23 protein-coding genes and 1 riboswitch are annotated in these 26091 nt (G+C 39.6%); of the genes, 12 read left to right on the top strand and 11 right to left on the bottom strand.

What is annotated here, in order from left to right:
- Window positions 1-5 precede the first annotated feature (5 nt).
- The 4 genes from parC to queC all read right to left on the bottom strand — a co-directional run bounded on the left by parC (window position 6) and on the right by queC (window position 6254).
- Complete coding sequence (parC, locus tag DPV81_RS08740) at window positions 6-2261, bottom strand: DNA topoisomerase IV subunit A (RefSeq protein WP_111387935.1); 2256 nt, start codon at window positions 2259-2261, stop codon at window positions 6-8.
- Between the two features lie 11 nt (window positions 2262-2272).
- Window positions 2273-3466, bottom strand: a complete 1194-nt coding sequence (gene nirK, locus DPV81_RS08735) for a copper-containing nitrite reductase (protein WP_111387933.1) — start codon at window positions 3464-3466, stop codon at window positions 2273-2275.
- Window positions 3467-3482: 16 nt separating this feature from the next.
- On the bottom strand, window positions 3483-5381 hold the full coding sequence (parE, locus tag DPV81_RS08730) for a DNA topoisomerase IV subunit B (RefSeq protein WP_111387931.1): 1899 nt from the start codon (window positions 5379-5381) through the stop codon (window positions 3483-3485).
- A gap of 195 nt (window positions 5382-5576) precedes the next feature.
- Window positions 5577-6254 carry a 7-cyano-7-deazaguanine synthase QueC gene (queC, locus tag DPV81_RS08725; RefSeq protein WP_049383981.1) on the bottom strand — a complete coding sequence of 226 codons (678 nt, stop codon included), beginning with the start codon at window positions 6252-6254 and terminating at the stop codon, window positions 5577-5579.
- A gap of 1 nt (window position 6255) precedes the next feature.
- Window positions 6256-6300: riboswitch (PreQ1 riboswitch) on the bottom strand.
- A 124-nt stretch (window positions 6301-6424) separates the two neighbouring features.
- Between queC and DPV81_RS08720 the strand changes: the two genes are divergently transcribed.
- Complete coding sequence (locus DPV81_RS08720) at window positions 6425-6568, top strand: hypothetical protein (RefSeq protein ID WP_014065561.1); 144 nt, start codon at window positions 6425-6427, stop codon at window positions 6566-6568.
- Between the two features lie 45 nt (window positions 6569-6613).
- Here DPV81_RS08720 and ribA read toward each other — a convergent pair whose 3' ends face one another.
- Window positions 6614-7261, bottom strand: a complete 648-nt coding sequence (gene ribA, locus DPV81_RS08715; RefSeq protein WP_005696347.1) for a GTP cyclohydrolase II — start codon at window positions 7259-7261, stop codon at window positions 6614-6616.
- A 66-nt stretch (window positions 7262-7327) separates the two neighbouring features.
- On the opposite strand from ribA, the gene DPV81_RS08710 reads away from it, so the two are divergent.
- From DPV81_RS08710 to DPV81_RS08700, 3 genes are all read left to right on the top strand, one after another.
- A complete protein-coding gene (locus DPV81_RS08710) occupies window positions 7328-8053 on the top strand; it encodes a phosphatase PAP2 family protein (RefSeq protein ID WP_049365786.1) in 726 nt (241 codons plus the stop codon).
- 144 nt (window positions 8054-8197) lie between these two features.
- Window positions 8198-9115, top strand: a complete 918-nt coding sequence (nagK, locus tag DPV81_RS08705) for an N-acetylglucosamine kinase (RefSeq protein WP_111387929.1) — start codon at window positions 8198-8200, stop codon at window positions 9113-9115.
- A gap of 136 nt (window positions 9116-9251) precedes the next feature.
- A complete protein-coding gene (locus tag DPV81_RS08700; RefSeq protein WP_111387927.1) occupies window positions 9252-10691 on the top strand; it encodes an alanine/glycine:cation symporter family protein in 1440 nt (479 codons plus the stop codon).
- Window positions 10692-10766: 75 nt separating this feature from the next.
- Here the strand turns inward: DPV81_RS08700 and DPV81_RS08695 are convergent, their stop codons facing one another.
- The 3 genes from DPV81_RS08695 to DPV81_RS08685 are packed head-to-tail and all read right to left on the bottom strand — an operon-like array spanning window position 10767 to window position 13296.
- Window positions 10767-11957, bottom strand: a complete 1191-nt coding sequence (locus DPV81_RS08695) for a Bcr/CflA family multidrug efflux MFS transporter (protein WP_111387925.1) — start codon at window positions 11955-11957, stop codon at window positions 10767-10769.
- Between the two features lies 1 nt (window position 11958).
- Window positions 11959-12657 (bottom strand): 16S rRNA pseudouridine(516) synthase RsuA, encoded by a 699-nt coding sequence (rsuA, locus tag DPV81_RS08690; protein WP_111387923.1) that lies wholly within the window; start codon window positions 12655-12657, stop codon window positions 11959-11961.
- Window positions 12658-12666: 9 nt separating this feature from the next.
- Complete coding sequence (locus tag DPV81_RS08685; protein WP_049373356.1) at window positions 12667-13296, bottom strand: DUF1919 domain-containing protein; 630 nt, start codon at window positions 13294-13296, stop codon at window positions 12667-12669.
- A 201-nt stretch (window positions 13297-13497) separates the two neighbouring features.
- Here DPV81_RS08685 and DPV81_RS08680 point away from each other — a divergent pair, with 201 nt between their 5' ends.
- Window positions 13498-14772, top strand: coding sequence for a malic enzyme (locus DPV81_RS08680; protein WP_005697259.1), 1275 nt, complete (start codon window positions 13498-13500; stop codon window positions 14770-14772).
- Between the two features lie 146 nt (window positions 14773-14918).
- Window positions 14919-16844 (top strand): LTA synthase family protein, encoded by a 1926-nt coding sequence (locus tag DPV81_RS08675; RefSeq protein WP_165818975.1) that lies wholly within the window; start codon window positions 14919-14921, stop codon window positions 16842-16844.
- Between the two features lie 69 nt (window positions 16845-16913).
- Here DPV81_RS08675 and ytfE read toward each other — a convergent pair whose 3' ends face one another.
- Window positions 16914-17588 carry an iron-sulfur cluster repair protein YtfE gene (ytfE, locus tag DPV81_RS08670; protein ID WP_111387919.1) on the bottom strand — a complete coding sequence of 225 codons (675 nt, stop codon included), beginning with the start codon at window positions 17586-17588 and terminating at the stop codon, window positions 16914-16916.
- Between the two features lie 214 nt (window positions 17589-17802).
- Here ytfE and DPV81_RS08665 point away from each other — a divergent pair, with 214 nt between their 5' ends.
- Window positions 17803-18654 carry an endonuclease/exonuclease/phosphatase family protein gene (locus DPV81_RS08665; protein ID WP_111387917.1) on the top strand — a complete coding sequence of 284 codons (852 nt, stop codon included), beginning with the start codon at window positions 17803-17805 and terminating at the stop codon, window positions 18652-18654.
- A gap of 59 nt (window positions 18655-18713) precedes the next feature.
- Here the strand turns inward: DPV81_RS08665 and DPV81_RS08660 are convergent, their stop codons facing one another.
- Entirely contained in the window at window positions 18714-20189 is a 1476-nt protein-coding gene (locus DPV81_RS08660; RefSeq protein WP_111387915.1) for a leucyl aminopeptidase, read from the bottom strand.
- Window positions 20190-20293: 104 nt separating this feature from the next.
- Between DPV81_RS08660 and lptF the strand changes: the two genes are divergently transcribed.
- Together lptF and lptG are read left to right on the top strand one after the other, a co-directional pair.
- Window positions 20294-21385 carry an LPS export ABC transporter permease LptF gene (lptF, locus tag DPV81_RS08655; RefSeq protein ID WP_111387913.1) on the top strand — a complete coding sequence of 364 codons (1092 nt, stop codon included), beginning with the start codon at window positions 20294-20296 and terminating at the stop codon, window positions 21383-21385.
- An 11-nt stretch (window positions 21386-21396) separates the two neighbouring features.
- Window positions 21397-22470 (top strand): LPS export ABC transporter permease LptG, encoded by a 1074-nt coding sequence (lptG, locus tag DPV81_RS08650; RefSeq protein ID WP_432206731.1) that lies wholly within the window; start codon window positions 21397-21399, stop codon window positions 22468-22470.
- A gap of 95 nt (window positions 22471-22565) precedes the next feature.
- On the opposite strand, the gene fbp is transcribed toward lptG, so the two are convergent.
- The gene (fbp, locus tag DPV81_RS08645; protein ID WP_111387911.1) at window positions 22566-23570 is read right to left on the bottom strand and encodes a class 1 fructose-bisphosphatase; all 1005 of its coding nucleotides are present in this window, start codon (window positions 23568-23570) and stop codon (window positions 22566-22568) included.
- 208 nt (window positions 23571-23778) lie between these two features.
- Here fbp and pxpB point away from each other — a divergent pair, with 208 nt between their 5' ends.
- From pxpB to pxpA, 3 genes are read left to right on the top strand one after another with little or no spacing between them, the layout of a single operon-like run.
- Entirely contained in the window at window positions 23779-24420 is a 642-nt protein-coding gene (gene pxpB, locus DPV81_RS08640) for a 5-oxoprolinase subunit PxpB (protein ID WP_111387909.1), read from the top strand.
- The gene (locus DPV81_RS08635) at window positions 24417-25346 is read left to right on the top strand and encodes a 5-oxoprolinase subunit C family protein (protein ID WP_111387907.1); all 930 of its coding nucleotides are present in this window, start codon (window positions 24417-24419) and stop codon (window positions 25344-25346) included. Before pxpB ends, DPV81_RS08635 begins: the two co-directional genes overlap by 4 nt.
- A complete protein-coding gene (gene pxpA / locus DPV81_RS08630) occupies window positions 25333-26070 on the top strand; it encodes a 5-oxoprolinase subunit PxpA (RefSeq protein ID WP_111387905.1) in 738 nt (245 codons plus the stop codon). The genes DPV81_RS08635 and pxpA overlap by 14 nt, the downstream gene beginning before the upstream one ends.
- The last annotated feature ends 21 nt before the right edge of the window (window positions 26071-26091 follow it).

Genomic DNA, 26091 nt, shown 5'->3' with positions numbered 1-26091 from the left:
AATTCTTATGAGTTGTGTTCAGGTTCAACCACCACAATGTCAACATTACTATGTAATCCACGTGGTAATTGGGAGCCTTTTCTGCCGCGTTCCGCACGGAATTTTTGCAGATCTTCCGGTTTTAATGTGATTTTTCGTTTACCGGAATGGAACTCAAGGCTGGCTTGCTCTGAAATTAAGAACAATTTCACCAATAATTCTGACCGCGCTTTTGCATTCGCTGCTGGAATACTGATGATTTTGTTGCCTTTCCCTTTTGATAATGCCGGTAAATCCCGTACCGGAAAAATCAGCATTCGACCCGCTGAAGTGAGGGACACAAGAAGTGAGGCCGACTCGGAAAGTTTCTCAGGTTTCAAGACTTTCGCATTTTCTGGCAAAGAAATCAAGGCTTTTCCAGCTTTATTACGTGCAATTAAATCTTCAAATTTGCAAATAAAACCGTATCCTGCATCTGATGCCATCAATAATTCTTGTTTTTCAGGTTCCATAATAACCTGTTCAATGGTTGCACCGGCCGGTAATGTGAGTTTACCAGTGAGCGGTTCACCTTGTGAACGCGCAGAAGGTAAGCTTAATGGATCTAAAGCATAACTACGACCAGTACTATCAATAAAGATTACTGGCTGATTACTTTTACCGCAAGCGTGCGCGAGATATTTATCGCCTGCTTTATAGCTTAATCCTGCTGGATCAATGTCATGACCTTTTGCACAGCGTACCCAGCCCATTTCAGATAAAATAACGGTAACGGGTTCTGCTGGGATCATTTCACTTTCAGAAATGGCTTTCGCTTCTTCACGCTCAACTAATTGAGACATTCTAGGGCTGGCGTATTTTTTCGCATCTTCTTGAATTTCTTTTTTGATCAAGGTATTTAAGCGACGTTCAGATCCTAAAATTAACTCTAAATTTGACCGCTCTTCTTCGAGTTTATCTTTTTCAGCTTGTAATTGATGTTCTTCTAATTTGGCTAAATGGCGTAAACGTAAGTTTAAAATGGCTTCTGCTTGTTCATCACTTAAGTTAAAGCGAGCCATTAAAACTTGTTTAGGTTCATCTTCAGTACGAATAATTTCAATCACTTCATCAATATTGAGGAAGGCAATCATCAAACCGTCTAAAATGTGTAAACGAGCGAGTACTTTATCTAAACGATGTTGTAAACGACGCGTTACTGTTGTACGACGGAATGTCAGCCATTCGGTAAGAACTTGAAGTAAGCCTTTCACGGCAGGTTTATGATCAAGCCCGATCATATTCATATTCACACGATAGCTTTTTTCGAGATCCGTCGTCGCAAATAAATGCGCCATTAAGGCATCCGTGTCAACGCGATTTGAACGTGGCACAAGCACGATACGCACAGGGTTTTCGTAATCTGCTTCATCACGAATATCTTCCACCATTGGCAATTTTTTCGCCGTCATTTGCTCAGCGATTTGTGCAATGATTTTAGAGGGTGAAGATTGATGAGGAAGTGCGCTGATGATGATTTCACCGTCTTCTTTATGCCATGTTGCTCGCATCTTGATGGAACCACGACCGGTTTCATACATTTTACGAATATCATCTTTTGGCGAAATAATTTCCGCTTCAGTTGGGAAATCAGGGCCTTGAATGATATTGAGTACATCATCTAATCCTGCTTTTGGATTATCTAATAGCAGGACCGCTGCATCCGCCACTTCATTAATATTGTGTGGTGGAATATCGGTTGCCATCCCGACGGCAATTCCGGTGGTGCCGTTTAACAGAATATGAGGTAAACGTGCAGGCAAATATTGTGGTTCTTCTAAAGTGCCATCAAAGTTTGGTTGGAAATCAACGGTGCCTTGGCCTAATTCAGATAATAGAATTTCAGAAATTTTGGACAGGCGAGACTCCGTATAACGCATTGCGGCGAATGATTTAGGATCATCTGGTGCCCCCCAGTTTCCTTGCCCATCCACTAACGGATAACGGTAAGAAAAGGGCTGAGCCATTAATACCATGGCTTCATAACAGGCGGAGTCGCCGTGTGGATGGAATTTACCTAACACATCACCGACTGTACGCGCAGATTTTTTAAATTTCGCTGCAGCATTTAAACCCAGTTCAGACATCGCATAGACAATACGGCGCTGAACAGGCTTTAAGCCATCGCCAATAAAAGGCAATGCACGATCCATGATGACGTACATTGAATAATTAAGGTAAGCCTTTTCTGTAAAGGTGCGAAGTGGCATCTGCTCGATGCCTTCGTAGTTAATATTGCTCATATTCTTCTAATCTATTTTCTTGTTGCACCGGAACTCGCATCAGAATGTTCATGATGAGAATGTCCCATATCCATTCCTTTATGACTATCAATTTCGTAAGGAACAGGTTGTGGTTTTTGTGGATTGGCTTCTTTAAAGGCTTCGTCTTTTAGTTTTCCGGAATAAATATTCGGATTTTTTTCGCCTTCGACCACGATTTGTCCCATTGTGCCTTTATTTACAGCACGGAAAATCGAGTGATCCATAAAGACATAAGTGCCAGGTACATCAATTCGTGTTTCCACCATGGTGGCACTGCCGGATGGAATCAGGGTAGTTTGAACATTATGATTAACAAGCGTACCGCCTTCCACATACACATTATCAAATACGGCACCAATTAAGTGGAAAGAAGAGCATAAATTTGGTCCTGCATTTCCTACAAATAGACGAATGGTTTCACCGGTTTTTGCTTTTAAGGCATTTCCATTCATAGTTGCACCGACTTTACCGTTGAAGAGAACGTATTCAGGGCGTTCATCAATGGCTTTTTGCATACTGAATGGTTGCAAACCAGGATCACCAAATTCACCTTTGGTATAGAATTCACTTTGCATAATGTAAAATTCGCGATCCACTTTTGGTAAGCCTTCTTTTGGCTCAACTAAAACTAAACCATACATCCCTTTAGCAAGGTGAATATCTACAGGTTGGCTGCCACAGTGGTACAAATAAATGCCCGAACGCAATGCTCTAAATTGGAAGGTTGATGTACGCGTTGGTGGCGTTTCACTTGCGATAGCGCCCCCCATTGGCACAGCGGCAGCATGAAAATCGATACTGTGCGGCATCATTGAACTCGCTGAGTTGGAAAGTTGCACTTCCACCATATCGCCTTCACGCACACGAATAAACGGCGCAGGCACGCTACCATTTAATGTCCAAAATTTAAATTGCACACCATCCATTAAATCCATAATTTGCTCAAGTGCGGTCAGTTTTACCACGACTTTTGCTGGATAGTTACGCTCAATCGGTTTTGGCACATTTGGCGCAAGCGTCAGTTCAGCTTCAATCTCTGGTAAATTCTCAACTGCAGTGGTTGCTGTATTTGAGGCTTTTTCTTCTGCTTGAGCAGACGGAATAAGGCTTAAACCAGCACCTAATGTAATTGTTGCTAGGCCTAGTGCACTGTTTTTAAAAAAATCTCGACGTTGTTCGTTCATGATTGACCTCAAATAATTAAACAGCTAAATCCACTTGGTCGCCATTGGTTTGTAACCAATTTTTGCGATCTTCCGCTCGTTTTTTGGCAAGTAACATATCCATTAATTCTAATGTTTCCGCGCCTTGATCTTCGCCTAGCTCATAGGTTAATTGAACTAAACGGCGTGTATTCGGATCCATGGTGGTTTCACGTAATTGTGATGGATCCATTTCACCTAAACCTTTGAATCGTTGTACGTTTAAAGTGCCTTTTTTACCTTTTAAGCGTTCTAAAATTGCTTCTTTTTCGTTTTCATCGAGGGCATAAAAGACTTCTTTACCTAAGTCGATACGATAGAGTGGTGGCATTGCCACATAAACGTGTCCATCTTGAACCAATTTAGGGAAGTGACGTAAAAAGAGGGCACAGAGTAGGGTGGCGATATGCAAACCATCAGAGTCCGCATCGGCTAAAATACAGACTTTCCCGTAACGAAGTTGAGATAAGTCTTCATTATCAGGATCGATACCAAGCGCCACAGCAATATCATGAATTTCCGTTGAACCAAGCACTTGATCACTGGCGACTTCCCAAGTATTTAAGATTTTTCCACGTAACGGCAGGATCGCTTGATATTCACGATCTCGCGCCTGTTTGGCCGATCCACCCGCAGAGTCACCCTCTACTAAGAATAATTCGGTTTTTTCTAAATTTTGTGATGCACAATCGGCTAATTTACCTGGTAGAGCAGGACCACTCACTAATTTTTTACGCACGACTTTTTTGGCTGCATTCAGACGACGTTGTGCAGAACTGATCGCCATTTCAGCTAAGCGATCTGCATCCTGTACGTTTTGATTCAACCATAAACTAAAGGCATCTTTTAAAACACCCGCAACAAAGACCGCACTTTGACGGGAAGATAAACGTTCTTTTGTTTGGCCAGCAAATTGAGCATCTTGCATTTTCAGTGAAAGAATATAAGCACAGCGATCCCAAATGTCGTCTGCAGTTAATTTCACGCCACGTGGTAATTTATTGCGGAATTCGCAATATTCAGTCATGGCATTGAGCAAACCTTGGCGAAGACCATTCACGTGTGTTCCGCCTTGTACTGTTGGAATCAAGTTTACATAGCTTTCTGCAATAAGCTCACCACCTTCTGGCAACCATAATAATGCCCAGCTTACGGCTTCTTTGGAGCCTTTAAACTCGCCGACAAAAGGTTTTTCAGGCAAGGTTTCAAAACCATTCACTGCTTCGGTTAAGTAATCGGATAAACCATCTTGATAACACCATACATCTTCGGTGTTATTCACTTTATCGACAAATTTAATTTCTAAGCCTGAACAAAGCACGGCTTTAGCACGCAATAAGTGGCGTAAACGGCTGACAGAAAAATTCTTGCTATCAAAATATTTTGGGTTTGGTTTGAAGTGAACGGTGGTACCGGTTGTACGTCTGCCACAAGTTCCGATGACTTCTAATTCTTCTACTTTTACGCCATTTTCAAAAGCAATTTTATATACTTCGCCGTTACGTTTAACTTGAATATCAACGCGTTCAGAAAGGGCATTGACGACAGAAATTCCCACCCCATGTAAACCACCGGCAAATTCATAGTTTTTATTCGAGAATTTACCGCCAGCGTGAAGTTTAGTTAAGATCACTTCGACACCAGAAACTCCTTCAGTTGGGTGAATATCCACTGGCATTCCACGGCCATTATCAATAACTTCAAGCGATTGATCAGCATGTAAAATTACTTCAACTTTGGTGGCAAAACCCGCAAGGGCTTCATCCACACTGTTATCGATAACTTCTTGAGCAAGATGATTTGGACGAGTCGTGTCCGTGTACATGCCGGGGCGAATTTGCACCGGTTCGAGATCTTTCAGAACCGTAATTTCTTGAGCGGAATAATTTGTAGTCATTTTTAAAATTAGTTACTTATTTATAAAAAATTGGCGTGATTTTATCAAAAAATGACGCGTTTATAAAATCAAAGATGAGAAAAGATAAGGATACTATATCAAGTAAAAGTGCGGTCAAAATTTGACGTGAATTTTGACCGCACTTTGGATTCATTTGAACCTATTAAATCTGTTATGGGTTAAATTATCTCGATACTAAGCTTTTACTTTTGTGGCTAAATATTCCAGCAAGCCTTTATCTCTCAATTTGCAGCTTGGGCATTCCCCGCAGCCACCTTCAACACCTTCGTAACAAGTATGAGTGTGATGGCGAATATAATCTAACGCACCTAATTCATCAGCTAATGCCCAAGTTTGTGCTTTGGTAAGATACATTAACGGTGTTTTTAAATTGAACGGATAATCCATGGCTAAATTAAGGGTGACATTCATGGATTTGATAAACACATCGCGACAATCGGGATAGCCACTGAAATCTGTTTCACATACGCCCGTGATAATGTCATTAATATCTTGGCCTTTTGCGTAAATCGCGGCATACAATAAGAAGAGCGCATTGCGGCCATCCACAAAGGTGTTCGGTAATTCACCGTCTTTTTGTTCAATATCTGCATTTGCATCCATTAGGGCATTATGGGTAATGGATTTGATGACAGACGTATCAATCAACGTTTGTTTTACGCCGAGATCTTTGGCGATCCAACGGGCTTTTTCTAATTCTATAGCGTGACGTTGGCCATATTGAAAGGTAACTGTTTCCACATTTTCTACGCCATATTCGGCAATAGCTTGAATTAAACAGGTTGTGGAATCTTGTCCACCAGAGAAGATTACGAGGGCTTTACGATTGTGATTAGGATTTGAAATATTCATAGGATACCTAGTTTTTTTATGTAGGAGGTTTGCGAACTACAAGTTAAAAATGAGGCGGTATTGTAGAAGTCAAAGATAAATTTTGCAAGAAAAGGACTAATTTAAGCAGGAAAAAACGAGGAAAGTTGTGATACAATTTTGGTAAGTTAGTTTTAAAAAAGGTAAACACAATGAAAAAATTAATTCTTATTGTTATCGGTGCACTAGTAATTTCAGCTTGCGCAAATAAAGACGTTTATTTTAATGGTTCGGAAGGATCCCATTCAGGCATGAAATTTGATAAAGACACTCGTCATTGGGGCGTTAATCAATAATTGTTTTGATAAAAGAAAAGCCATACAGTTGTATGGCTTTTTTATTTAAATCACTTCTTCTTGGCAATGTGGGCAAGTCATTAAATGTTCTTCATTATTATGCACAATATAATGGCCCATTTTTTTCGCTTTAGTATCAAGATATTTCGTATTGTAACGATTTTCACCCACATTTAATGGCACACGTTCTACAATATTAATGCCCGCTTTTTTCATGGTTTCTACTTTTTGCGGGTTGTTTGTCATCAAGCGAACTTGCTTCACACCTAATAATTCAAACATATCGGCACACACATTAAAGTTACGTTCATCGGCTTTAAAACCTAATGCAAGGTTGGCTTCAATAGTATCCATGCCTTGATCTTGTAATGAATAAGCACGAATTTTATTAATTAGACCAATGCCACGGCCTTCTTCACGATGATAGATCAACACACCACGACCCGCTTCGCTAATTTGACGTAATGCGGCGGCAAGCTGGAAACCACAATCACATTTTAAACTGTGTAATGCATCACCCGTTAAGCATTCAGAATGAATGCGGGCAAGCACAGGCTCATCTTGGTTTGAAATATCACCCATTACTAAAGCGACATGTTCTTTTTTTGTATCGGGAAATTCAAATCCGACCATTTTAAATATACCATATTCGGTAGGCAAATTGGCTTGAGCAACCAGTTGGATTTTTGACATAACTTATCCTTTTTCAACTTTATTCTGCTAAAATATGCACTTTATTTTTATTATCAAGAGGCAACAATGTTTAAAAGGCTGTCATTATATACGTTATTCCTTTGTCTTGTACCATTTTTTGTTTGGGGTTTTGCTTATCATTGGCATGGAAACAACCAATTAATGGAATGGGATTATTGGCTTTATCTTTTAACCGAAACCGGTAGCGTGCCTTACGCTTTAATTACCTGTGGTGTGTTTGCTTTACTTTTCCGTTTTCTTTTTGAAAATCGTAAACAATGGATTATGGGCGTGATTGTAATGGGCTTGTCCGTATTATCCACACAAGTAATTAAAACAGGTTTAAAAACGGTTTTTGCCGAGCCGCGTCCTTTTACCGTCTATTTAGCGGAAAAAACAGAAAGTACGACGGATGCTTTTTATCATCAAGATCGTTCAGAACGTGCAAAATTAGTGGATAAATTTTATTCTACACAAGCGGATACACCAGCCTGGTTGAAAGCCCATTATGAAGATGAAACAGGTTATTCCTTCCCATCTGGTCATTCTATTTTTGCCGCCACTTGGCTTATGTTAGCCGTCGGATTTAGCCAATTATTAGGGAAGCGTTCTTTTAAAGCCGAATTACTTATTGGTGCCATGACAATTTGGGGCGTATTAATGTTGATTAGTCGTGTGCGCCTTGGAATGCATTATCCTATCGATTTATTTGTGGCGATAATTTCGGCATGGATTGTTCATTTGATTATTTTTGGTTTCTTACAGAAGAAAGGTTTGTTTAACAATAAATAGCATTAAAGACCGGTTTTAGTGATAAAGCCGGTCTTTTTTATTGCTTGTAGAAAATATGATTTTTATCATGGATTTTCATTTTGATTTCAAGGAAAATACAGCCCAGATATTCCAACAATTTTGACCGCTCTTTGAGGAGACAATATGTATTACGGTATTGATATCGGTGGCACAAAGATTGAATTAGCTGCTTTTAATGCAAAATTAGAAAAGCTTTATACCGAGCGCGTGCCAACGCCACAAACAGATTATCAAGATTGGTTACAGGCGATCAAAACGCTAGTAGAACGTGCTGATGCCCACTTTGGTGAAAAAGGCACTGTAGGTTTAGGCTTGCCAGGATTTGTTAATTTAACAACCGGGCTTGCTGAAGTGACGAATATTCGTGTTGCAGATAATAAGCCGATTTTAGCCGATCTTGAACGCGTTTTAGATCGTGAGGTGCGAGCAGAAAATGATGCAAATTGTTTTGCGCTCTCGGAAGCTTGTGATGAGGAAAATACTCAATATCCTTCTGTATTAGGGCTTATTTTGGGGACAGGCTTTGGTGGTGGTTTTGTAATTAATGGCAAAATTCACTCAGGACAAGTCGGGATGGCAGGGGAGTTAGGCCACCTTCAATTAAATTATCATGCCTTAAAATTATTAGGCTGGGATAAAGCGCCAATTTACCAATGTGGTTGTGGCAATCAGGCTTGTTTAGATACGTATATTTCTGGTCGCGGCTTTGAAATGTTGTACCGTGATTTAAAAGGGGAAGAGTTATCAGCCAAAGAGATTATCGATCGCTTTTATGCGAAAGAGGAAAGTGCGGTTGATTTTGTTCGTATTTTTGTTGAATTAGCGGCGATTTCTATTGGCAATATTATCACGGCATTTGATCCGCATATGATTGTGCTTGGTGGTGGTTTATCGAATTTTGATTATCTTTATGAAGCCTTACCAAAAGCATTACCCGCTCATTTAATGCGTAGTGCGAAAGTGCCACCAATTAAAAAAGCAAAACATGGTGATTCCGGTGGTGTTCGTGGAGCTGCAGCATTATTTTTAAACTGTGAATAGATTTAATCTAAAAATACAGTGAAAATTTGAATAAATTTTATATTATAGGATAAGAATCCAGTTTTTCTTTAAGAAAACTGGATTTTTTCTTTTGTCTATTTACAATCAGAATATGGGTTTTTTAAGTGAGGTTTTTATGCTGACAGAATTGGGAAACTGGATTGAACAGGGATTAACATGGGTTATCGAACATTTTGATGAGCCATTATGGAATATCACCATTGTTATTTTATTAGGTGTAGGTCTATTTTTTACCATTACTACAGGGTTAGTGCAGTTACGTCTTTTCCCTACAAGTATTCGTGAAATGTGGTTTGGACGTGCAGCAGAAGGTAATTCTTTAACGCCATTCCAAGCGTTTGCAACGGGACTCGCGAGTCGAGTTGGTGTGGGTAATATCAGTGGTGTAGCAACAGCCATTGCACTTGGTGGCGAAGGTGCAGTATTCTGGATGTGGCTAACGGCATTTATTGGTATGTCGAGTGCTTTTGCAGAATCGACTTTAGCACAGGTATTCAAAATTCAAGATAAAGATGGCTCTTTCCGTGGTGGCCCAGCCTACTATATTACACAAGGTTTAAAATCTCGTTGGCTAGCAGTAGCGTTTGCCCTATCATTGATTTTTACCTTTGGTTTTGCATTTAATTCAGTACAAGCAAACTCAATTGTGGAAGCAACCAAAAATGCTTGGAATTGGCAAGGTGAATATGTTGGTCTTGTTTTAGTGGTATTAACTGCTGCAATTATTTTCGGTGGCGTAAAACGTATTGCGACCATTTCTAGTAGCGTAGTACCGATGATGGCACTCTTTTATTTAATCATGGCGGTAATTATCTTAGGTATGCATATTGATATGATTCCGACGGTAATAGCTAATATTTATAAAAGTGCTTTTACTTTCCAATCAGCCGCAGGTGGTATGTTTGGTGCTTTAGTCTCCAAAGCCATGATGATGGGGATTAAACGTGGATTATTCTCTAATGAAGCGGGGATGGGCTCTGCACCAAATGCAGCGGCTGCCGCTCACGTAAAACATCCAGTTAGTCAAGGCTTAGTGCAAATGCTTGGTGTGTTTGTAGATACCATGATCGTCTGTACTTGTACGGCGGTGATTATCCTGCTTTCTGATAACTATGGCAGCGAAACACTGAAAAGTATTTCCTTAACGCAAAACGCATTGCGTTATCATGTTGGGGAGTTTGGCGTACACTTCTTGGCTTTCATCTTATTGCTTTTCGCTTATTCCTCTATTATCGGTAACTATGCTTACGCGGAAAGTAACATTCGCTTTATTAAAAATAAACCTTGGTTTGTATGGGCATTCCGTTTATCGGTATTATTCTTCGTTTATTTTGGTTCAGTAAAATCAGGTAATGTTGTGTGGAATTTTGCTGACACTGTGATGGCTGTGATGGCAATTATTAACTTAGTCGCGATCGTTTTACTTTCCCCGATTGTGTGGAAGTTAATGAAAGACTATCAGCGTCAATTAAAAGAAGGAAAAGAGCCCGAATTTAAAATTGACCTCTATCCTGAAATTAAAAAACGAGTATTAGAACATCGAATTTGGAAATAAATTTTGATGGAATATGACAAAGGCGGGGGAGTCCCGCCTTTATTGTTTTAAATTGACTTTAAAATTGACCGCACTTTATCGTTCATTTCGATAAGTCAGGAAGTAATAAGAAAGGGCAGAAATGACCACGCAAGCTGTCATTGTATAGAGCATTGGCGCCGCGGTTTCCATTTTAAAGCTTGCGACTAAGGATCCCATTACCGCGCCAACACTAAAACGAACACTTCCCATTAATGAATTTGCGGTACCCGCCATCGTTGGGAATTTTTCTAGAATAGAGGCTGTGGCATTGGAGGAGATTAATGGATTTTGTCCAACAAAAAAGGCTACGCCAATAGCCATTGGCCAAAAACCGAAATCAAAAAGTGCGGTTAAAAATAGCCAGATTCCTGAAATGAATTGTACAGCAATACCAATACGTAACATGGTTTCAGCACCTAATTTCAATACAAATTTCCCATTGAGATAGGAGGCTGTTGTCATGATGGCAATATTGATCATAAAGAAATAACCGAATTCATCGACTGGAATGCCATAAATACCGATATAGACAATAGACCCTGCAGTGACGAAAGCAAATAAACCGCCAAATCCAAAAGAGGCGGACGCCATATAACCTAACACTTCTTTTTGTTTTGAAAGCATCATAAAGTTACGAGCAATGATATTTAGGCGTAGTGGAATACGGTTTTCATGTTTATGGGTTTCGGGAATAATGAAAAAGACGAGTAATGCGGCAAGAAATCCCATCGTACCAATCACATAAAAAATCATGTGCCAGTGGAAATACTTCACAATATATCCGCCAATCACAGGTGCAACAAGCGGCGCAATCATAAAGACAAGTGTGATAGTGGACATGATTCGAGAGAGTTGATCTTTGCTAAATAAATCCCGTAATAACGCCCCAGAAAGCACAACGGGTGCTGCACCAAAGAAACCTTGAATGAAACGCAGCGCAGTGAAACTACCAATAGAATGGATACCGGTTAAAATAATAGCGGTGATAGCACCAATAATGACACCTAACAGAATAATTGGTTTACGACCAAAACTATCGCCAAATGGCCCCCAGAATAATTGCCCTGCTGCCATGCCGTAAGCAAAGAATGTCAGCGTGTGCTGAACTTGCTCTGAGTTGACATTTAAGTCTTCAGCAATATTTAAAAAGGACGGAATATACATATCCACGCCCAAAGGCGGTAGCATCGAGAGGATGCCGAGCGTGGCGATAAAAATAAAGGTAGGTTTAATATTTTGGCTCATATTATTTCACTAAATTGTCGATTTCTTCCTGAGTGAGTGGACGAAATTCGCCTTCTTCTAAGCTTTCATCTAATTCAACGTTACCTATTCTCCAACGGTGTAGCGCAACGACTTTATTACCAAGTGCAGCAAACATTCTTTTCACCTGATGATAGCGTCCTTCAGAGATAGTTAGATTCACGTTGTAATCATCTAATACTTCTAATTTCGCCGGCTTAGTGGGTTCTTTTTCACCACGTAACAGAATTCCTTCTTCACAGGCTGAAGCATAATGGTTTTCAACTGGATCGGCTAAAGTGACTAAATAGGTTTTTTCGCATTGATGTTTTGGTGAAGTAATACGATGTGACCATTGACCATCATCCGTTAATAGCACGAGTCCTGTGGTATCCACATCTAATCGTCCAGCACTGTGTAACTTACCAGAAAGAGGCGGTTCAAAGAACTGATAAATGGTTGGGTAGTCTCCATCATCGTGAGAGCAAACGTAGCCTTGTGGCTTATGCAACATAAAATATTGCCCTTCTTCTACCCAAGGCAACAATTCATCTTCAAAATAAATTTCATCTTCTAGGCTTACTTTGGTCGCACCATTTTTCACAATTTCACTATTAATTTTGACCGCACTTTGGCGGATGGCCTTGGTGGCTTGTGAACGGGTTAAGCCTGTATTCTCAGCAATAAATTTATCTAGTCGCATCGTAAACTCTTATTTTTGATTGAACCAGCTGACGTAATCAAACTGATCGTAATATTTTTCGCCATTCCAACCGGAAAAAGTAAATAAATCGCCCACTTCGCTTTCGTTTTCAAAGCCTTTAATGTAGAAAGCGGATTTTAATTCAGGATATGGCTTGTGGGTAAAGACGACTTTGTTTGGATAAGGCAAGTTATCGAAGGCTTGCAAGTCTTCATATTTTGCACCTTTTCCACCATCTTTATCTGTCATCATAATAAACAAATTATCGAGATCTAAACGCTGTGAGCGAGCTTCCCACTTTTCCCGAGCCTCTTGTTCGGAGTGGTAGTGCATAAAGTGCACTTTAAGATCACCTAATAGACCAACTGGGTACGGTTTTTCTGTTTGTATAAATTGAAGCGGTTGTGCTTGATAGAATGTGATGTTCTGTAGATAGCGAACAAAATCGCTAGGGTCTAAATAAAGGTTAACAAACGGAGAATTAAAAGGCTGATTGAGGTCGTGCAAAATAAATGCACCGACACAGTTTGCAGAAATCACTGACATGCCTTGGTTGGTTAACCGTTTTTGAAAGGTTTTGTTAATCGCTTTCCGTTGTAATTTATTGATGGCACTTCTAAATTTAGAAAACAAACTCATTATTTACATCCTGCATGTTTTTTTGCGACATAGTAACGTTTTTGGCTCAAAATGTGAAGAAAAGACAAAAAGCGCGGTCGATTTCACTCATATTTTGTGATCATTTTGTAAAATTTTTGCGGTATATCACAAATTTCTCTAAAAAAGAGAGTATAATGGCGCAAATTTTATTTAGCCTAAGTGAAAATGGAGTATTTTTATATGAGCGAACAATTACGCCAAGCCGCATTAGATTTTCATGAATTCCCAATTCCAGGAAAAATTGCTGTCACCCCAACCAAATCGCTAGAAACCCAACATGATTTAGCTCTTGCTTATTCTCCCGGTGTTGCAGAGCCTTGCTTAGAAATTGAAAAAGATCCTTCAGCAGCAAGCCGTTATACCGCTCGTGCTAACTTAGTTGCAGTGATTTCAAATGGTACAGCAGTATTAGGTTTAGGAAATATTGGTGCACTCGCCTCGAAACCTGTTATGGAAGGGAAAGGGGTATTGTTCAAAAAATTTGCAGGCATCAATGTATTCGACATTGAAATCAATGAACATGATCCAGATAAATTAATCGATATCATCGCTTCATTAGAACCTACTTTTGGTGGTATTAACCTTGAAGATATCAAGGCACCGGAATGTTTCCACATTGAAAAAGCGTTGCGTGAACGTATGGGCATTCCGGTATTCCATGATGACCAACACGGTACAGCCATTATCGTCGGTGCGGCAGCATTAAATGGTTTAGAAATTATTGGAAAAAATATCGCAGATGTTCGCTTAGTAGTAAATGGCGCAGGTGCTTCTGCTATTGCTTGTACTAACTTGCTTCGTGCATTAGGTTTCAAAAAAGAAAATATCACCATGTGTGACTCTAAAGGTGTGATTTTCAAAGGCCGTGGCGATAATATGGATGAAACCAAACAATTCTACGCTATTGAAGATAATGGTTGGCGCACATTAGCGGATGCCGTTAAGGGAGCCGATGTGTTCTTAGGTTGCTCTAAAGCGGGTGCATTAAAACCTGAAATGGTGAAAACCATGGCAGAGAATCCATTAATTCTTGCATTAGCTAACCCAGTACCTGAAATTACACCGGATGAAGCGAAAGCAGTTCGTCCAGATGCGATTGTTTGTACTGGTCGTTCAGATTTTCCAAACCAAGTAAATAACGTACTTTGTTTCCCATTCTTATTCCGTGGTGCTTTAGATGTAGGTGCAACAGCGATTAATGAGGAAATGAAATTAGCGGCTTCTCATGCAATTGCAAGTCTTGCGAAAGAACCGGTTCCATTAGAAATTATTGCTAATTATGGTGCGTTATCTTTTGGACCTGATTATGTGATTCCAACACCATTTGATCCACGCTTATTGTTTACTGTATCTTCTGCGGTAGCGAAAAAAGCGATGGAAACAGGTGTAGCAACTCGTCCAATTACCGATTGGGCAGCTTATGAAAAACAATTAAAAGCATTAGTTGCAGCTTAATCTTTCTCTTCCAAAGTGCGGTCAAAAATGATGATATTTTTAACCGCACTTTGTGTTTTTTTATCTGTCTATGGAAGGAATGGCACATCCACGTGCTTTAAATTAATCAGAGGGTAGCGATTCCCTTAGAACTTATGAGTGTCAAAATGAAACAAACACGTTCTCCTTTATATCCGATTTTTCTCTTCGTCATCATTAATCTGATCATTTTCACCTTGTCTCGTCTTGGGCTTGCGATTTGGCAGGCAGACCGTGTCTCTGCGGTAGCGGGCTGGGGGCAATTATTCTTACAAGGCTTGCGTATGGACATCGTGGCTTTGTGTTATCTATTTGGTGTGCCAGCATTATTTACGGTGTTATTTCATAATAGCCGTATTTGGAAAATGATTTTACGTATTTGGCTTACTCTCGGTAGTGTGTTCATTCTATTTATGGAACTGGCTACGCCTGCATTTATCGAAACTTATGATTTCCGTCCAAACCGTCTGTTTATCGAATATCTAATTTATCCGAAAGAAGTCTTTTCAATGTTGATGGAAGGTCATTTAACTGCGGTCATTTTTAGCCTCATTTTTACCATTGCAGCTTTCATCTGTTATTGGAAACTATCTGGTTATGCAGTGAAAAACTTACGCCCAATGAGTTGGAAATTACGTCCTGTTGTAGCGTTGCTTGTGATTGCAGTTGCTTTTTTAGGTGCTCGTTCTAGTTTCCAACACCGTGGTGTTAACCCTGCGATGGTGGCTTTCTCTTCCGATGGGTTAGTAAATTCTCTCGTGTTGAATTCGGGCTATTCAGTTCTTTATGCTGCCCAACAATTTAAAGACGAAGGGGCATCTTCAGAAGCCTATGGCAAAATGGATACCGATGAAATGTTGCGTATTGTTAAAGCAAGCCGTGGCCGTCCTGAAAGTGATTATATTTCAGAGAAGATTCCAACCTTAACGAAAAACCAAGCCACTTACCAAGGTAAACCGAAAAATATCGTCATTATTTTGGAAGAAAGTTTTGGCGCGCAATTTGTCGGTACATTAGGCGGAAAACCAATTTCACCTGAATTTGATAAATTAGCCAAAGAAGGCTGGTTATTTGAAAATCTCTATGCGACCGGTACACGTTCTGTTCGCGGTATTGAAGCCACAACTGCAGGTTTCACACCCACTCCAGCACGTGCAGTGGTGAAATTAAATAACAGTCAAAGTGGTTTCTTTACCATTGCAGATTTACTTGCTAAACAAGGTTATAACACGTCTTTTATTTATGGCGGTGAAAAACACTTTGATAACATGGCAAGCTTCTTCTATGGTAACGGTTTCCAAAATATTATCGATCAAAAGGATTATCAAAATCCGAAATTTACCGCGACTTGGGGCGTGAGTGATGAGGATTTATTTGATAAAGCGAACGAAACCTTTACCCAATTACAGAATGAAGGAAAACCATTCTTTAGCTTAGTGTTCAGTTCAAGCAATCATGATCCTTTTGAATTTCCTGATGGCAAAATTGAGCTTTACGAACAACCAAAAGCAACCCGTAATAACAGTGCAAAATATGCGGATTATGCCATTGGTTATTTCTTCAAATTAGCGAAACAATCTAATTATTGGAAAGATACCGTGTTCTTGGTGATTGCAGACCATGATTCCCGTGCAGCTGGCGCAAGCTTAGTGCCAATTAAGCATTTCCATATTCCGGCGTTAATTTTAGGAGATCATGTAGAGCCACGCCGAGACAGTCGTTTAGTGAGTCAAATTGATATGCCGACAACCTTGCTTTCTATTGCGGGTGTAAGTGGTAATTATCCGATGATTGGCTTTGATTTAACGAAAGATGTGAATCCAGATCGTGCCTTTATGCAGTTTGATCAAACTCAAGCCTTAATGAAAGGCAATCATGATGTTGTTATTCAAACACCAAATAGCAAAGCAAAAGGCTATATGTATGATAAAGAAAAAGATACATTGACTGAAAAAGAGGTGCCGGAAGAAATGAAAAAAGAAGCCTTAGCACATGCTTTACTTGGTAGCTATTTGTATAAAAACCGTTTATATAAAGGCAGTGAAGAGAAATAAAGTGCGGTCAGTTTTAAGCTAAATTTAAAGGGCGAATGATTTCGCCCCTTTTCTTTATATGATTTGCTCTTAGTGATTTTCAGCAATAACACGTGGGAATAAAATATTGTTTTCACGGTGAATATGCATCATTAAATCATCTGCAAATTCTTGGATGCCACTATAAAGTGCGCGCCATGTATTACAAGCATCTGCTGGAGGCGTCATATTATTTGTTAATGATTTCAATACATCTAAATGTTCGCCGTGTTCTGCATGTTCCATTTCCATCATACGAATTGGCATTTGCGCCATCATATAGTTACCGGCTTTGATCATTGGGAAAAGCACATGCTCTTCTTTCATCATATGGTTGCTCAAATCTTCATAGACATTGCGTAATTCAGCCGCAACACCTATTGGGCAATCTTCACGATCGCCATGAACACTTTCTACACGATCCGCTAAGACGATTAATTCTTGAAGTTGTTCACGGTGACGTTGATGGTAGCGAACTAAAATATGATCGATAATTTCAGGATAAGTTGCATTAACCCAATATTCTTCAGGGTTTTCTGCTTTGCTGTTTTGAAGCTCGGTTAAACGGGTTTCAATTTCTGCTAAATTTAATCCTTTTTCTGCCGCTGCGTTTGCAAGTGTATCGGAACCACCACAGCAGAAATCCAAATCGTATTTACGAAGTAGAGAAGTTGAGCCGGGTACGCTGACAGCGATTTCACTTAATTTTTTATCTCCAAAAGACATAATGAATCTCCTTATTGATTAGGTAGAGTTAAAAAGTTGAGTGAAATACTAAGATAATGAAAGAAAAATGCAACGGATTTTTTAGCAAAGTATGATTTAAATCAAAGCTAAAAGTTAAAGTTACCGTGTTGTAGGTAGGTATTGATGCGTATTAAAGTGAAAGTTGCATTGCTTTGATGAGGTGTTATTATTCGAGCATAGAGAGGGGATAATAATGAAGCGAATCTATCGATTTTTGGCTATTGGCTTAGTGTTAGTGGTTTTAGGTGTTGGATATTTTCTTACGAATTTAACGATTTTTGACGGTACATTTATTCAACTAAATACGTCACAAAAAGTGAGTTATATTCCTTTTGAAAACAAGTTAAATATGAAATGTGACAAGGCTAGCGATTCAGTACCTAAATTAGCCACTTCTCGTTTTCATTTAATAACTTGGAATGTGCATAAAGGACAAGATGAAGGCTGGCAAGAAGATTTAGCGCGCCTCTCTAAACAAGCGGATTTTGTGTTATTACAAGAGGCGACGCAGCATCAAAATTTAAGTACATTTTCGACCACACTTTTTGTATCTTCTTTTTCTTTTAAAGATCTCTTATCGGGTGTCAAGACATTCACCAACACGCAACCAGAATGGTATTGCGGTGGTGGTGTTGCAGAACCATTAATACAAATCCCTAAAGTGGCAAGTGTGATGAGTTTTCCATTAGAAAAAGGCGATAGCTTGCTGCTTATTAATGTACATTTAATTAATTTTGAATGGGGGATTTCTGCTTATCAAACTCAGTTAGAACAACTATTTTCCTTTATTGAAAATCATCAAGGTCCTATCATCATGTCTGGTGATTTTAATGCGTGGAATGAACGTCGTCTGAATTTAGTGAATAATCTGATGCAAAAATATAGCTTAGATTCTGTGGCGCTCACTCAAGATGAGCGGGTTAGATTTTTAGGGTATCCACTGGATTATATTTTTACGCGAGACGTAAAAGTGGTAAGTGCGACATCAGAAGTGGTTACTTCGTCAGATCATAATCCATTACTGATGGAATTCGAATTGGAATAAAGTGCGGTCAGATTTTTAGAAAAATTTAGGACTAACGTAATGTTAGCCCTATATATTAATTATTTAGTTTGGTTAATTAAGAATTGTGTTAATAAAGATACTGGACGACCTGTTGCACCTTTGTTGGCACCTTGAAGCCAAGCTGTTCCCGCAATATCTAAATGCGCCCAAGTGTATTTTTTCGTAAAGTTAGAGAGGAATGCTCCAGCAGTAATCGCTCCGCCCCAGCGACCCCCAATATTGGCTAAATCAGCAAATGGAGATTTTAATTGCTCTTGATATTCTTCACTTAACGGTAAACGCCAAGCTTTATCAGTAGTTTGTTGTGCAGCTTGTAATAACTGTTCTGCTAAGACATCATCAGTTGAAACTAAGCCGCTGTTATGTTGACCTAAGGCAACTACGCAAGCACCTGTTAGGGTTGCAATATCAATCACATATTGCGGTTCAAAACGTTCTACATAGGTGAGCGCATCACAAAGTACTAAACGTCCTTCAGCGTCAGTATTTAATACTTCTACGGTTAAACCATTCATTGTGGTAAGAATATCACCTGGACGATAGGCATTGCCATCAGGTAAGTTTTCACAACCAGCTAATACACCAATGACATTTAATGGCAGATTTAATTCTGCAATAGCTTTCATTGTTCCGAAAACAGACGCTGCACCGCACATATCGTATTTCATTTCATCCATATCTGCGGCAGGTTTTAAAGAAATTCCGCCCGCATCAAAGGTTAAACCTTTACCCACTAACACGATTGGTTTTGCGTTTTTATCAGGCGCATTGTTGAAATGTAAAATAGACATATAAGCTGGGTTTTGTGAACCGCGAGATACGGCTAAATACGCATTCATGCCAAGTTTTGTCATGTCTTCTTCATCAACCACATCGAGTGAAAGTGCGGTTGATGTTTCAGCTAATTTTTTAGCTTGTTCTGCTAAATAAGCCGGTGTACAAATATTAGGTGGCATATTCGCGATATTACGTGCAGCTTTTACACCATTTGCAATGGCTTGAGCTTCTGCGATGGCTTGCTTAGCTTGTGCGTCATCGGTATTAAAAATGATTTCTTGAAGTGCGATAGCATCCGCTTTTTTACTCTTAAATTCATCAAATTGATAAAGACTATGTTCGATGGTTTCAACGGTAAAACGCACATTCCAAAATAGATCGCGATCTTTGATTTCCACATCCGTTAAATTATTTACTGCTTGTTGAATAGTTAATTCTTTTAATGTTTGGGTAACACGTTGGATGATTTGTTTAAATTGGCGTTCAGTCGTTTCCCCTCTTTTGCCACAACCTGCTACTAACACGCGTTTAGCGGCAAGATTTGGTAACGAATGAAGCAGAGTCGCTTGGCCAATTTTGCCTGAAAGATCTTGGCTTTGGGCTAACTGACTGAGGTAGCCTTTTGTGATTTGGTCGATTTCATTGAAACTTTTTGTCAATTCATTGTTCTCATAAATGCCGATGATGAGGCAATCGGTTGATTGAGAAAGTGCGGTTGAGTTTGCTCGATATTTCATGTTATTTCCTTATGTTGCTAATTTGCTATTTAAATCAGTGAAAATAAGGTATCATACGCCATCTAAATTAGCCAGTTTCCCGTGTTTTTTAGTTAGAAAAAAGAATGATATTAACCCGATATTTAACAAAAGAAGTCTTTAAAAGCCAAATTGCGATTTTGTTTATTTTGCTTTTAATTTTCTTCAGCCAACAACTTGTTCGCGTGCTTGGTTCAGCAGCAAATGGTAAAGTGCCTGCCGATCTTGTCTTCTCTTTACTCGGATTAGGGATGCCAACAATGGCGCAATTAATGTTGCCATTATGTTTGTTTATCGCCATTTTGCTAACTTTCGGTCGACTCTATGCAGAAAGTGAGATCACCGTTATGCGAGCCTGCGGTGTGGGTCAACGTATTCTTGTTCGCGTGGCGTTAATTCTTTCTTTACTCACAGCGGGCTTGGCCGCTTACAACGCTTTATGGCTTTCCCCATGGGCGATTCAAAAACAAGCAGCTATTGTTGAAGATGCTAAAGCAAATCCCACCATGGGTGCGTTGACTTCGGGTCAATTCATGTCCACAAGTAACAATAATTTCGTTTTATTCATTGATAAGATTAATGGTAATCAAATCAGTGATGTTTATCTTTTCCAAATGAAAGCCAAAGGCCAAACGAAGCCATCAGTGGTGACTGCTGAAAAAGGCGAATTAAAAGCCTTACCAAATGGCGATCAAGTGCTAAATTTACAAAATACCTTGCGTGTCGAAGGGACTTCGGTACTTCCTGATTTTCGTATTACACATTTTGATGATTACCAAGCGTATTTAGGCCATCAAGAGACAAATACAGAAAGCGATGAAGCGGCTGAATTATCTTTTGAACAATTATTAAAAGATAAAAGTCCCGCAGCCAAAGCAGAATTGCATTGGCGTATTACTTTAATTTTAGCGGTGCCTTTAATGGCGCTTATTGCTGTACCAATGAGTAAAGTAAATCCTCGCCAAGGCCGTTTTGCGAAAATCTTACCGGCATTATTGCTTTATTTAATTTACTTCTTATTACAAAGCTCATTTAAATCTGCGGGTGGCGCAGGTAAGCTTGATGCAGGTTTGTTAATGCCGTTGGTAAATATCGCCTTTTTAATTTTAGGAATTGTGCTGAATAGTTGGGATAGCACCGCTATGCATAAACTCCGTCGTGTATTCAGAAAAGGATAATAACAATGTTGATGAATACTCTTGATCGTTATATCGGTAAAAGCATCTTAGGGGCAATTTTTGCCACACTATTTACGTTAGTTGGTCTTTCGGCAATTATCAAATTTGTAGAGCAATTTCGTAGCGTAGGTAAAGGCTCTTATGATATTTGGCAAGCCGTGGCTTATACAGGTTTAACGATGCCAAAAGATGTAGAAACTTTTTTCCCAATGGCAGCCTTGTTAGGAGCCTTAATTGCGTTAGGTAATTTAGCCAGCCGAAGTGAATTGGTGGTCATGCAATCTGCGGGTTTTTCTCGCTTTAAAATTGGATTAGCCGTCATGAAAACGGCACTTCCACTGGTACTTTTTACCATGATTATTGGTGAGTGGGGGATTCCACAAACTGAACAGTTTGCTCGTGATATGCGTACTCGTGCACTTTCCGGTGGTTCAATGCTTTCGGTGAAAAATGGTGTATGGGCAAAAGACGGTAATAATTTCGTGTATGTTCGTCGTATTACCGATGATGCGAAATTAGAAGATATTTATATTTATACTTTTGATGACCAGCGTAACCTCACTCATTTAAAGCATGCGAATCAAGCACAATATTCTGCAGAAAATAATCAATGGCAGTTACATCAAGTCAATAATTCAGCAGTATCAAAAGAGCAAATTACCACGACAAACCGTTTAACAGAAGATTGGGCGACGAGCTTAACGCCAGATAAATTAGGCGCAGTTTCATTACGTCCAACATCATTATCCATTTCAGGCTTGTATGAATATATTGCGTTCTTAAAACAAACAGGACAGGACTCTCGTCGTTTTGAATTAACCTATTGGCGTAAGATTTTACAGCCTGTTTCTGTAGGTGTGATGATGATGCTTGCGTTATCTTTTATCTTCGGTTCATTACGTAGTGTCACCGCAGGGGCGAGAATCGTCACGGGGATTTGCTTTGGATTCTTGTTCTATGTTGTCAATGAAATTTTTGGACAAATGAGTGTGGTATTTAATGCACCAGCTTTTCTAGGTGCGCTGATGCCAAGCCTCTTATTTATGGCGATTATTTGGTGGCTACTCGCGAGAAAACGAGATTAATTGATACAAAAAATGAAAAAGGCGAACTGATACGATACGGTTCGCCTTTTTGTTTGCTAAAAAAGTGCGGTCAAAATTGACCGCACTTTAAGAATTTAATCTTCTTTGAATTCTCTCATCATTTCTTCTGCTTTTTTCACCATTTCTGCTGAACCGACGAAAAGTGGTACACGTTGGTGAAGCTCAGTTGGTTGAATATCTAAAATTCGATTGTAACCATCAGAGGCAATACCGCCCGCTTGTTCCGCTAAGAATGCAATTGGATTCCCTTCATAAAGCAAACGAAGCTTACCATTTGGATAGTTAGTTGCACTTGGATAAATGTAGATACCGCCTTTTAATAAGTTACGGTGGAAGTCTGCCACTAATGAACCAATATAACGTGATGCATAAGGACGGTTAGTTGCTTTGTCTTCCTCTTGGCAGTATTTAATGTATTTTTTTACCCCTTGTGGGAATTTAAGATATTGTCCTTCGTTGATAGAGTAGATTTTACCGTCTTTTGGCATTTGCATATTTTCATGAGAAAGACAGAATGTACCGATAGATGGATCGTAAGTGAAGCCATTCACCCCATGACCAGTGGTATAGACTAACATGGTTGAAGAACCATATACGATATAACCCGCAGCCACTTGTTTATTACCCGGTTGCATAAAGTCTTCTAAAGTAACAGGTGAGCCAATTGGTGAAACACGACGGTAAATAGAGAAGATCGTCCCAACAGAAACGTTCACATCAATATTGGATGAACCATCAAGAGGATCGGTCAAAATAATATATTTCGCATTACGAGCACGTTCAGTATCAAAAGCGATAAAGCTTTCTTCTTCCTCTGAAGCAAAACCCGCTACCTCTTCACGCGACATAAGAGCCGCATTCATGGTGTTATGGGCGAATAGGTCCAATTTCATTTGGCTTTCACCTTGCACGTTTTCAACACCAGACTGGCCAAGGATATTGGTTAAACCCGCTTTGTTGATATCACGATGAATGATTTTTGCTAATAAACGAATAGAAGACAAAATACCACTAAGTTCCCCTTTTGCATTTGGGTACTCTGCTTGGCGTTCAACAATAAATTCACTCAATGTTTTCATTTTTATTCCTTTTTTATCATTGTTAAGTAACAGACACCTTGATTATACGCTATTTCATAATTTTGATTGAGATCAAAATATGAATAATGAGATCTGCATCACACTTTATTTTCAACACAAAACCTTGACAAAACCTATAAATATCCTTTAAAAGAGAGGTGTAACAAAAAAATAACAAACAACACAACATCACAATAAAGGGTATCCTATGAATATAACCCCGATCAGCGAGTCGGCGGTGGTTTGCTCTTTACCACCACCAGCTTCACTTCAACAACAACGCCAACTCTGGGCGTTTGCCAATCAACTACAGTCTGAGCAAGATATTGTAGAAGTTGTCGTGGGAATGAATAATCTTACGGTCTTCACGGATTTTTATGTGGATTTTGAACCGCTTATTCAACGCTTAGAACAACATTGGGCAGAATTGAAAGTCTCTACGTTTCAAGGTCGTCATATTGAAATTCCCGTAATTTATGGCGGTGAATTCGGCCAGGACTTGTCTGAAGTCGCCAAGTTACATAACACTACTCCTGAACGGATAGTTCAAATGCACAGTGAACCTATCTATACCGTGTATATGATTGGTTTCCAACCAGGCTTTCCTTATTTGGGCGGTTTACCAGAATGCTTACACACGCCTCGTCGTGCCACACCAAGAACAGTTGTTCCTGCAGGTTCTGTGGGTATTGGTGGATCTCAAACTGGCATTTATCCATTTTCCTCGCCAGGTGGATGGCAATTAATCGGCCATACCAAACAAGCGCTCTTTGACAAAAATCAAGCACAACCTACTTTATTACAAGCTGGCGATACAGTGAAATTTATTGTGGAGGGCATTGAATTATGATTCATGTTATTGATGTGCAATCCCGTGCCACAATTCAGGATTTAGGCCGTTTTGGTTTACGTCGATTTGGAATCAGTCGTTGTGGGGCAATGGACAAATTAGCACTACGTGCAGGCAATATTCTGCTGGGAAATGCAGAAGGAGCCCCAGCAATCGAAGTCCCTTTAGGTGGTATTACATTGCAATTCCAGCAGGATATGAATTTTTGTGTCACTGGGGCATTTTATGAAATGACCTTAGATGATAAACCGGTTTTTGCTTACTGGCGTTATCAGGCACGAACCGGGCAAGTTCTGAAAATGGTACGTGCTAAAATTGGTATGTATGGCTATTTATGTGTTCAAGGTGGTTTTGTCTTCCCCCAAGAATTGAACTCTTGTAGTACAGATCTTCGTGCTCAAATAGGCGGTGTAGAAGGGCGTTGTTTACAAGCAGGCGATCAACTACAAACGGTAAATGATCCTATTTTGCGTAGTGAAATTGGGATTGCACCTATTCCACTTAAACATACTATTCATGCGTTACCGTCCTCTGAATATCAGGCATTTAAACGAAAATCCCAATATTATTGGTGGCGAAGTAAATGGACGTTGCAAAGCAACAGTGATCGCATGGGTTATCGTTTTCAAGGGCAAAAATTAGAATTAAAGCAACCGCTGGAAATGCTCTCTCATGCTATTCAATTTGGTAGCGTACAAGTGCCACCAAGTGGTCAACCAATTATTTTAATGGCTGATGCACAAACTACGGGCGGTTATCCCAAAATTGCCAATGTGATCGATGCGGATCTTGGTGCGTTGGCACAGGTACGTTTAGGCTCAACAATTCAATTCGAGGCAGTTAGTTTAGAACAGGCCGCAAAATTACGTCGTAAAAATGAGATATACCTCGATCAAATTAGGAGAATTGCCGATGAAAAAAATTGATTTAAATGCCGATATTGCCGAAGGCTTTCCTTTTGATGGGGCATTATTGAAATTACTTTCTTCTGCCAATATAGCTTGCGGTTTACATGCCGGTGGAGCAAAAGAAATGCAAAGTGCGGTCAGATTTGCGAAAGAAAATCAGGTACGCATTGGTGCTCATCCAGGCTTTCCAGATCGGGAAAACTTTGGACGTACTCAAATGAATTTACCTGAACAGGAGTTAATTGCGCATTTGCGTTATCAGCTTGGCGCATTAAAAGCGATTTGTGATGGGGAAGGGACGGAAATTAGTTATGTTAAGCCGCACGGTGCTTTATATAACCAAGCTGCAAAAGATGAAAAGTTGGCACGTTTAATTGCCCAAACAATTCGTCAATTTGATTCTAATTTAAAATTAATGGGATTGGCGGGTAGCTTAATGTTACGCGTAGCTGAGGAAGAAGGTTTACAAACCATTTCTGAAGTATTTGCGGATCGCCATTATATGCCTGATGGGAGTTTAGTACCTCGTTCGCAACCGAATGCAATGGTGGAGTCTGATGAGGAAGCCATTCAACAAGTGTTACAAATGGTAACAGATGGTCTAGTCAAAGCCATTGATGGAAGCCTTGTGCCAGTAAAAGCAGAAAGTATCTGTTTACATGGCGATAATCAACATTCTCTACAATTTGCGGCACGCATTGTGGAAGAATTAGAAAAAAATTATATAACAATAACGGCATAAGCCGAATAAACATAACACACA

It is taken from the genome of Haemophilus parainfluenzae (assembly GCF_003252795.1).
GTDB lineage: Bacteria > Pseudomonadota > Gammaproteobacteria > Enterobacterales > Pasteurellaceae > Haemophilus_D > Haemophilus_D parainfluenzae_K.
This window is presented reverse-complemented; position numbering and strand designations above follow the sequence as displayed.

What these genes read in the sequence shown, in the direction of transcription:
- parC (WP_111387935.1), bottom strand. Translation starts at nt 2,261, where the DNA reads ATGAGCAATATTAACTACGAAGGCATCGAGCAGATGCCACTTCGCACC.
- nirK (WP_111387933.1), bottom strand. Translation starts at nt 3,466, where the DNA reads ATGAACGAACAACGTCGAGATTTTTTTAAAAACAGTGCACTAGGCCTA.
- parE (WP_111387931.1), bottom strand. Translation starts at nt 5,381, where the DNA reads ATGACTACAAATTATTCCGCTCAAGAAATTACGGTTCTGAAAGATCTC.
- queC (WP_049383981.1), bottom strand. Translation starts at nt 6,254, where the DNA reads ATGAATATTTCAAATCCTAATCACAATCGTAAAGCCCTCGTAATCTTC.
- DPV81_RS08720 (WP_014065561.1), top strand. Translation starts at nt 6,425, where the DNA reads ATGAAAAAATTAATTCTTATTGTTATCGGTGCACTAGTAATTTCAGCT.
- ribA (WP_005696347.1), bottom strand. Translation starts at nt 7,261, where the DNA reads ATGTCAAAAATCCAACTGGTTGCTCAAGCCAATTTGCCTACCGAATAT.
- DPV81_RS08710 (WP_049365786.1), top strand. Translation starts at nt 7,328, where the DNA reads ATGTTTAAAAGGCTGTCATTATATACGTTATTCCTTTGTCTTGTACCA.
- nagK (WP_111387929.1), top strand. Translation starts at nt 8,198, where the DNA reads ATGTATTACGGTATTGATATCGGTGGCACAAAGATTGAATTAGCTGCT.
- DPV81_RS08700 (WP_111387927.1), top strand. Translation starts at nt 9,252, where the DNA reads ATGCTGACAGAATTGGGAAACTGGATTGAACAGGGATTAACATGGGTT.
- DPV81_RS08695 (WP_111387925.1), bottom strand. Translation starts at nt 11,957, where the DNA reads ATGAGCCAAAATATTAAACCTACCTTTATTTTTATCGCCACGCTCGGC.
- rsuA (WP_111387923.1), bottom strand. Translation starts at nt 12,657, where the DNA reads ATGCGACTAGATAAATTTATTGCTGAGAATACAGGCTTAACCCGTTCA.
- DPV81_RS08685 (WP_049373356.1), bottom strand. Translation starts at nt 13,296, where the DNA reads ATGAGTTTGTTTTCTAAATTTAGAAGTGCCATCAATAAATTACAACGG.
- DPV81_RS08680 (WP_005697259.1), top strand. Translation starts at nt 13,498, where the DNA reads ATGAGCGAACAATTACGCCAAGCCGCATTAGATTTTCATGAATTCCCA.
- DPV81_RS08675 (WP_165818975.1), top strand. Translation starts at nt 14,919, where the DNA reads ATGAAACAAACACGTTCTCCTTTATATCCGATTTTTCTCTTCGTCATC.
- ytfE (WP_111387919.1), bottom strand. Translation starts at nt 17,588, where the DNA reads ATGTCTTTTGGAGATAAAAAATTAAGTGAAATCGCTGTCAGCGTACCC.
- DPV81_RS08665 (WP_111387917.1), top strand. Translation starts at nt 17,803, where the DNA reads ATGAAGCGAATCTATCGATTTTTGGCTATTGGCTTAGTGTTAGTGGTT.
- DPV81_RS08660 (WP_111387915.1), bottom strand. Translation starts at nt 20,189, where the DNA reads ATGAAATATCGAGCAAACTCAACCGCACTTTCTCAATCAACCGATTGC.
- lptF (WP_111387913.1), top strand. Translation starts at nt 20,294, where the DNA reads ATGATATTAACCCGATATTTAACAAAAGAAGTCTTTAAAAGCCAAATT.
- lptG (WP_432206731.1), top strand. Translation starts at nt 21,397, where the DNA reads ATGAATACTCTTGATCGTTATATCGGTAAAAGCATCTTAGGGGCAATT.
- fbp (WP_111387911.1), bottom strand. Translation starts at nt 23,570, where the DNA reads ATGAAAACATTGAGTGAATTTATTGTTGAACGCCAAGCAGAGTACCCA.
- pxpB (WP_111387909.1), top strand. Translation starts at nt 23,779, where the DNA reads ATGAATATAACCCCGATCAGCGAGTCGGCGGTGGTTTGCTCTTTACCA.
- DPV81_RS08635 (WP_111387907.1), top strand. Translation starts at nt 24,417, where the DNA reads ATGATTCATGTTATTGATGTGCAATCCCGTGCCACAATTCAGGATTTA.
- pxpA (WP_111387905.1), top strand. Translation starts at nt 25,333, where the DNA reads ATGAAAAAAATTGATTTAAATGCCGATATTGCCGAAGGCTTTCCTTTT.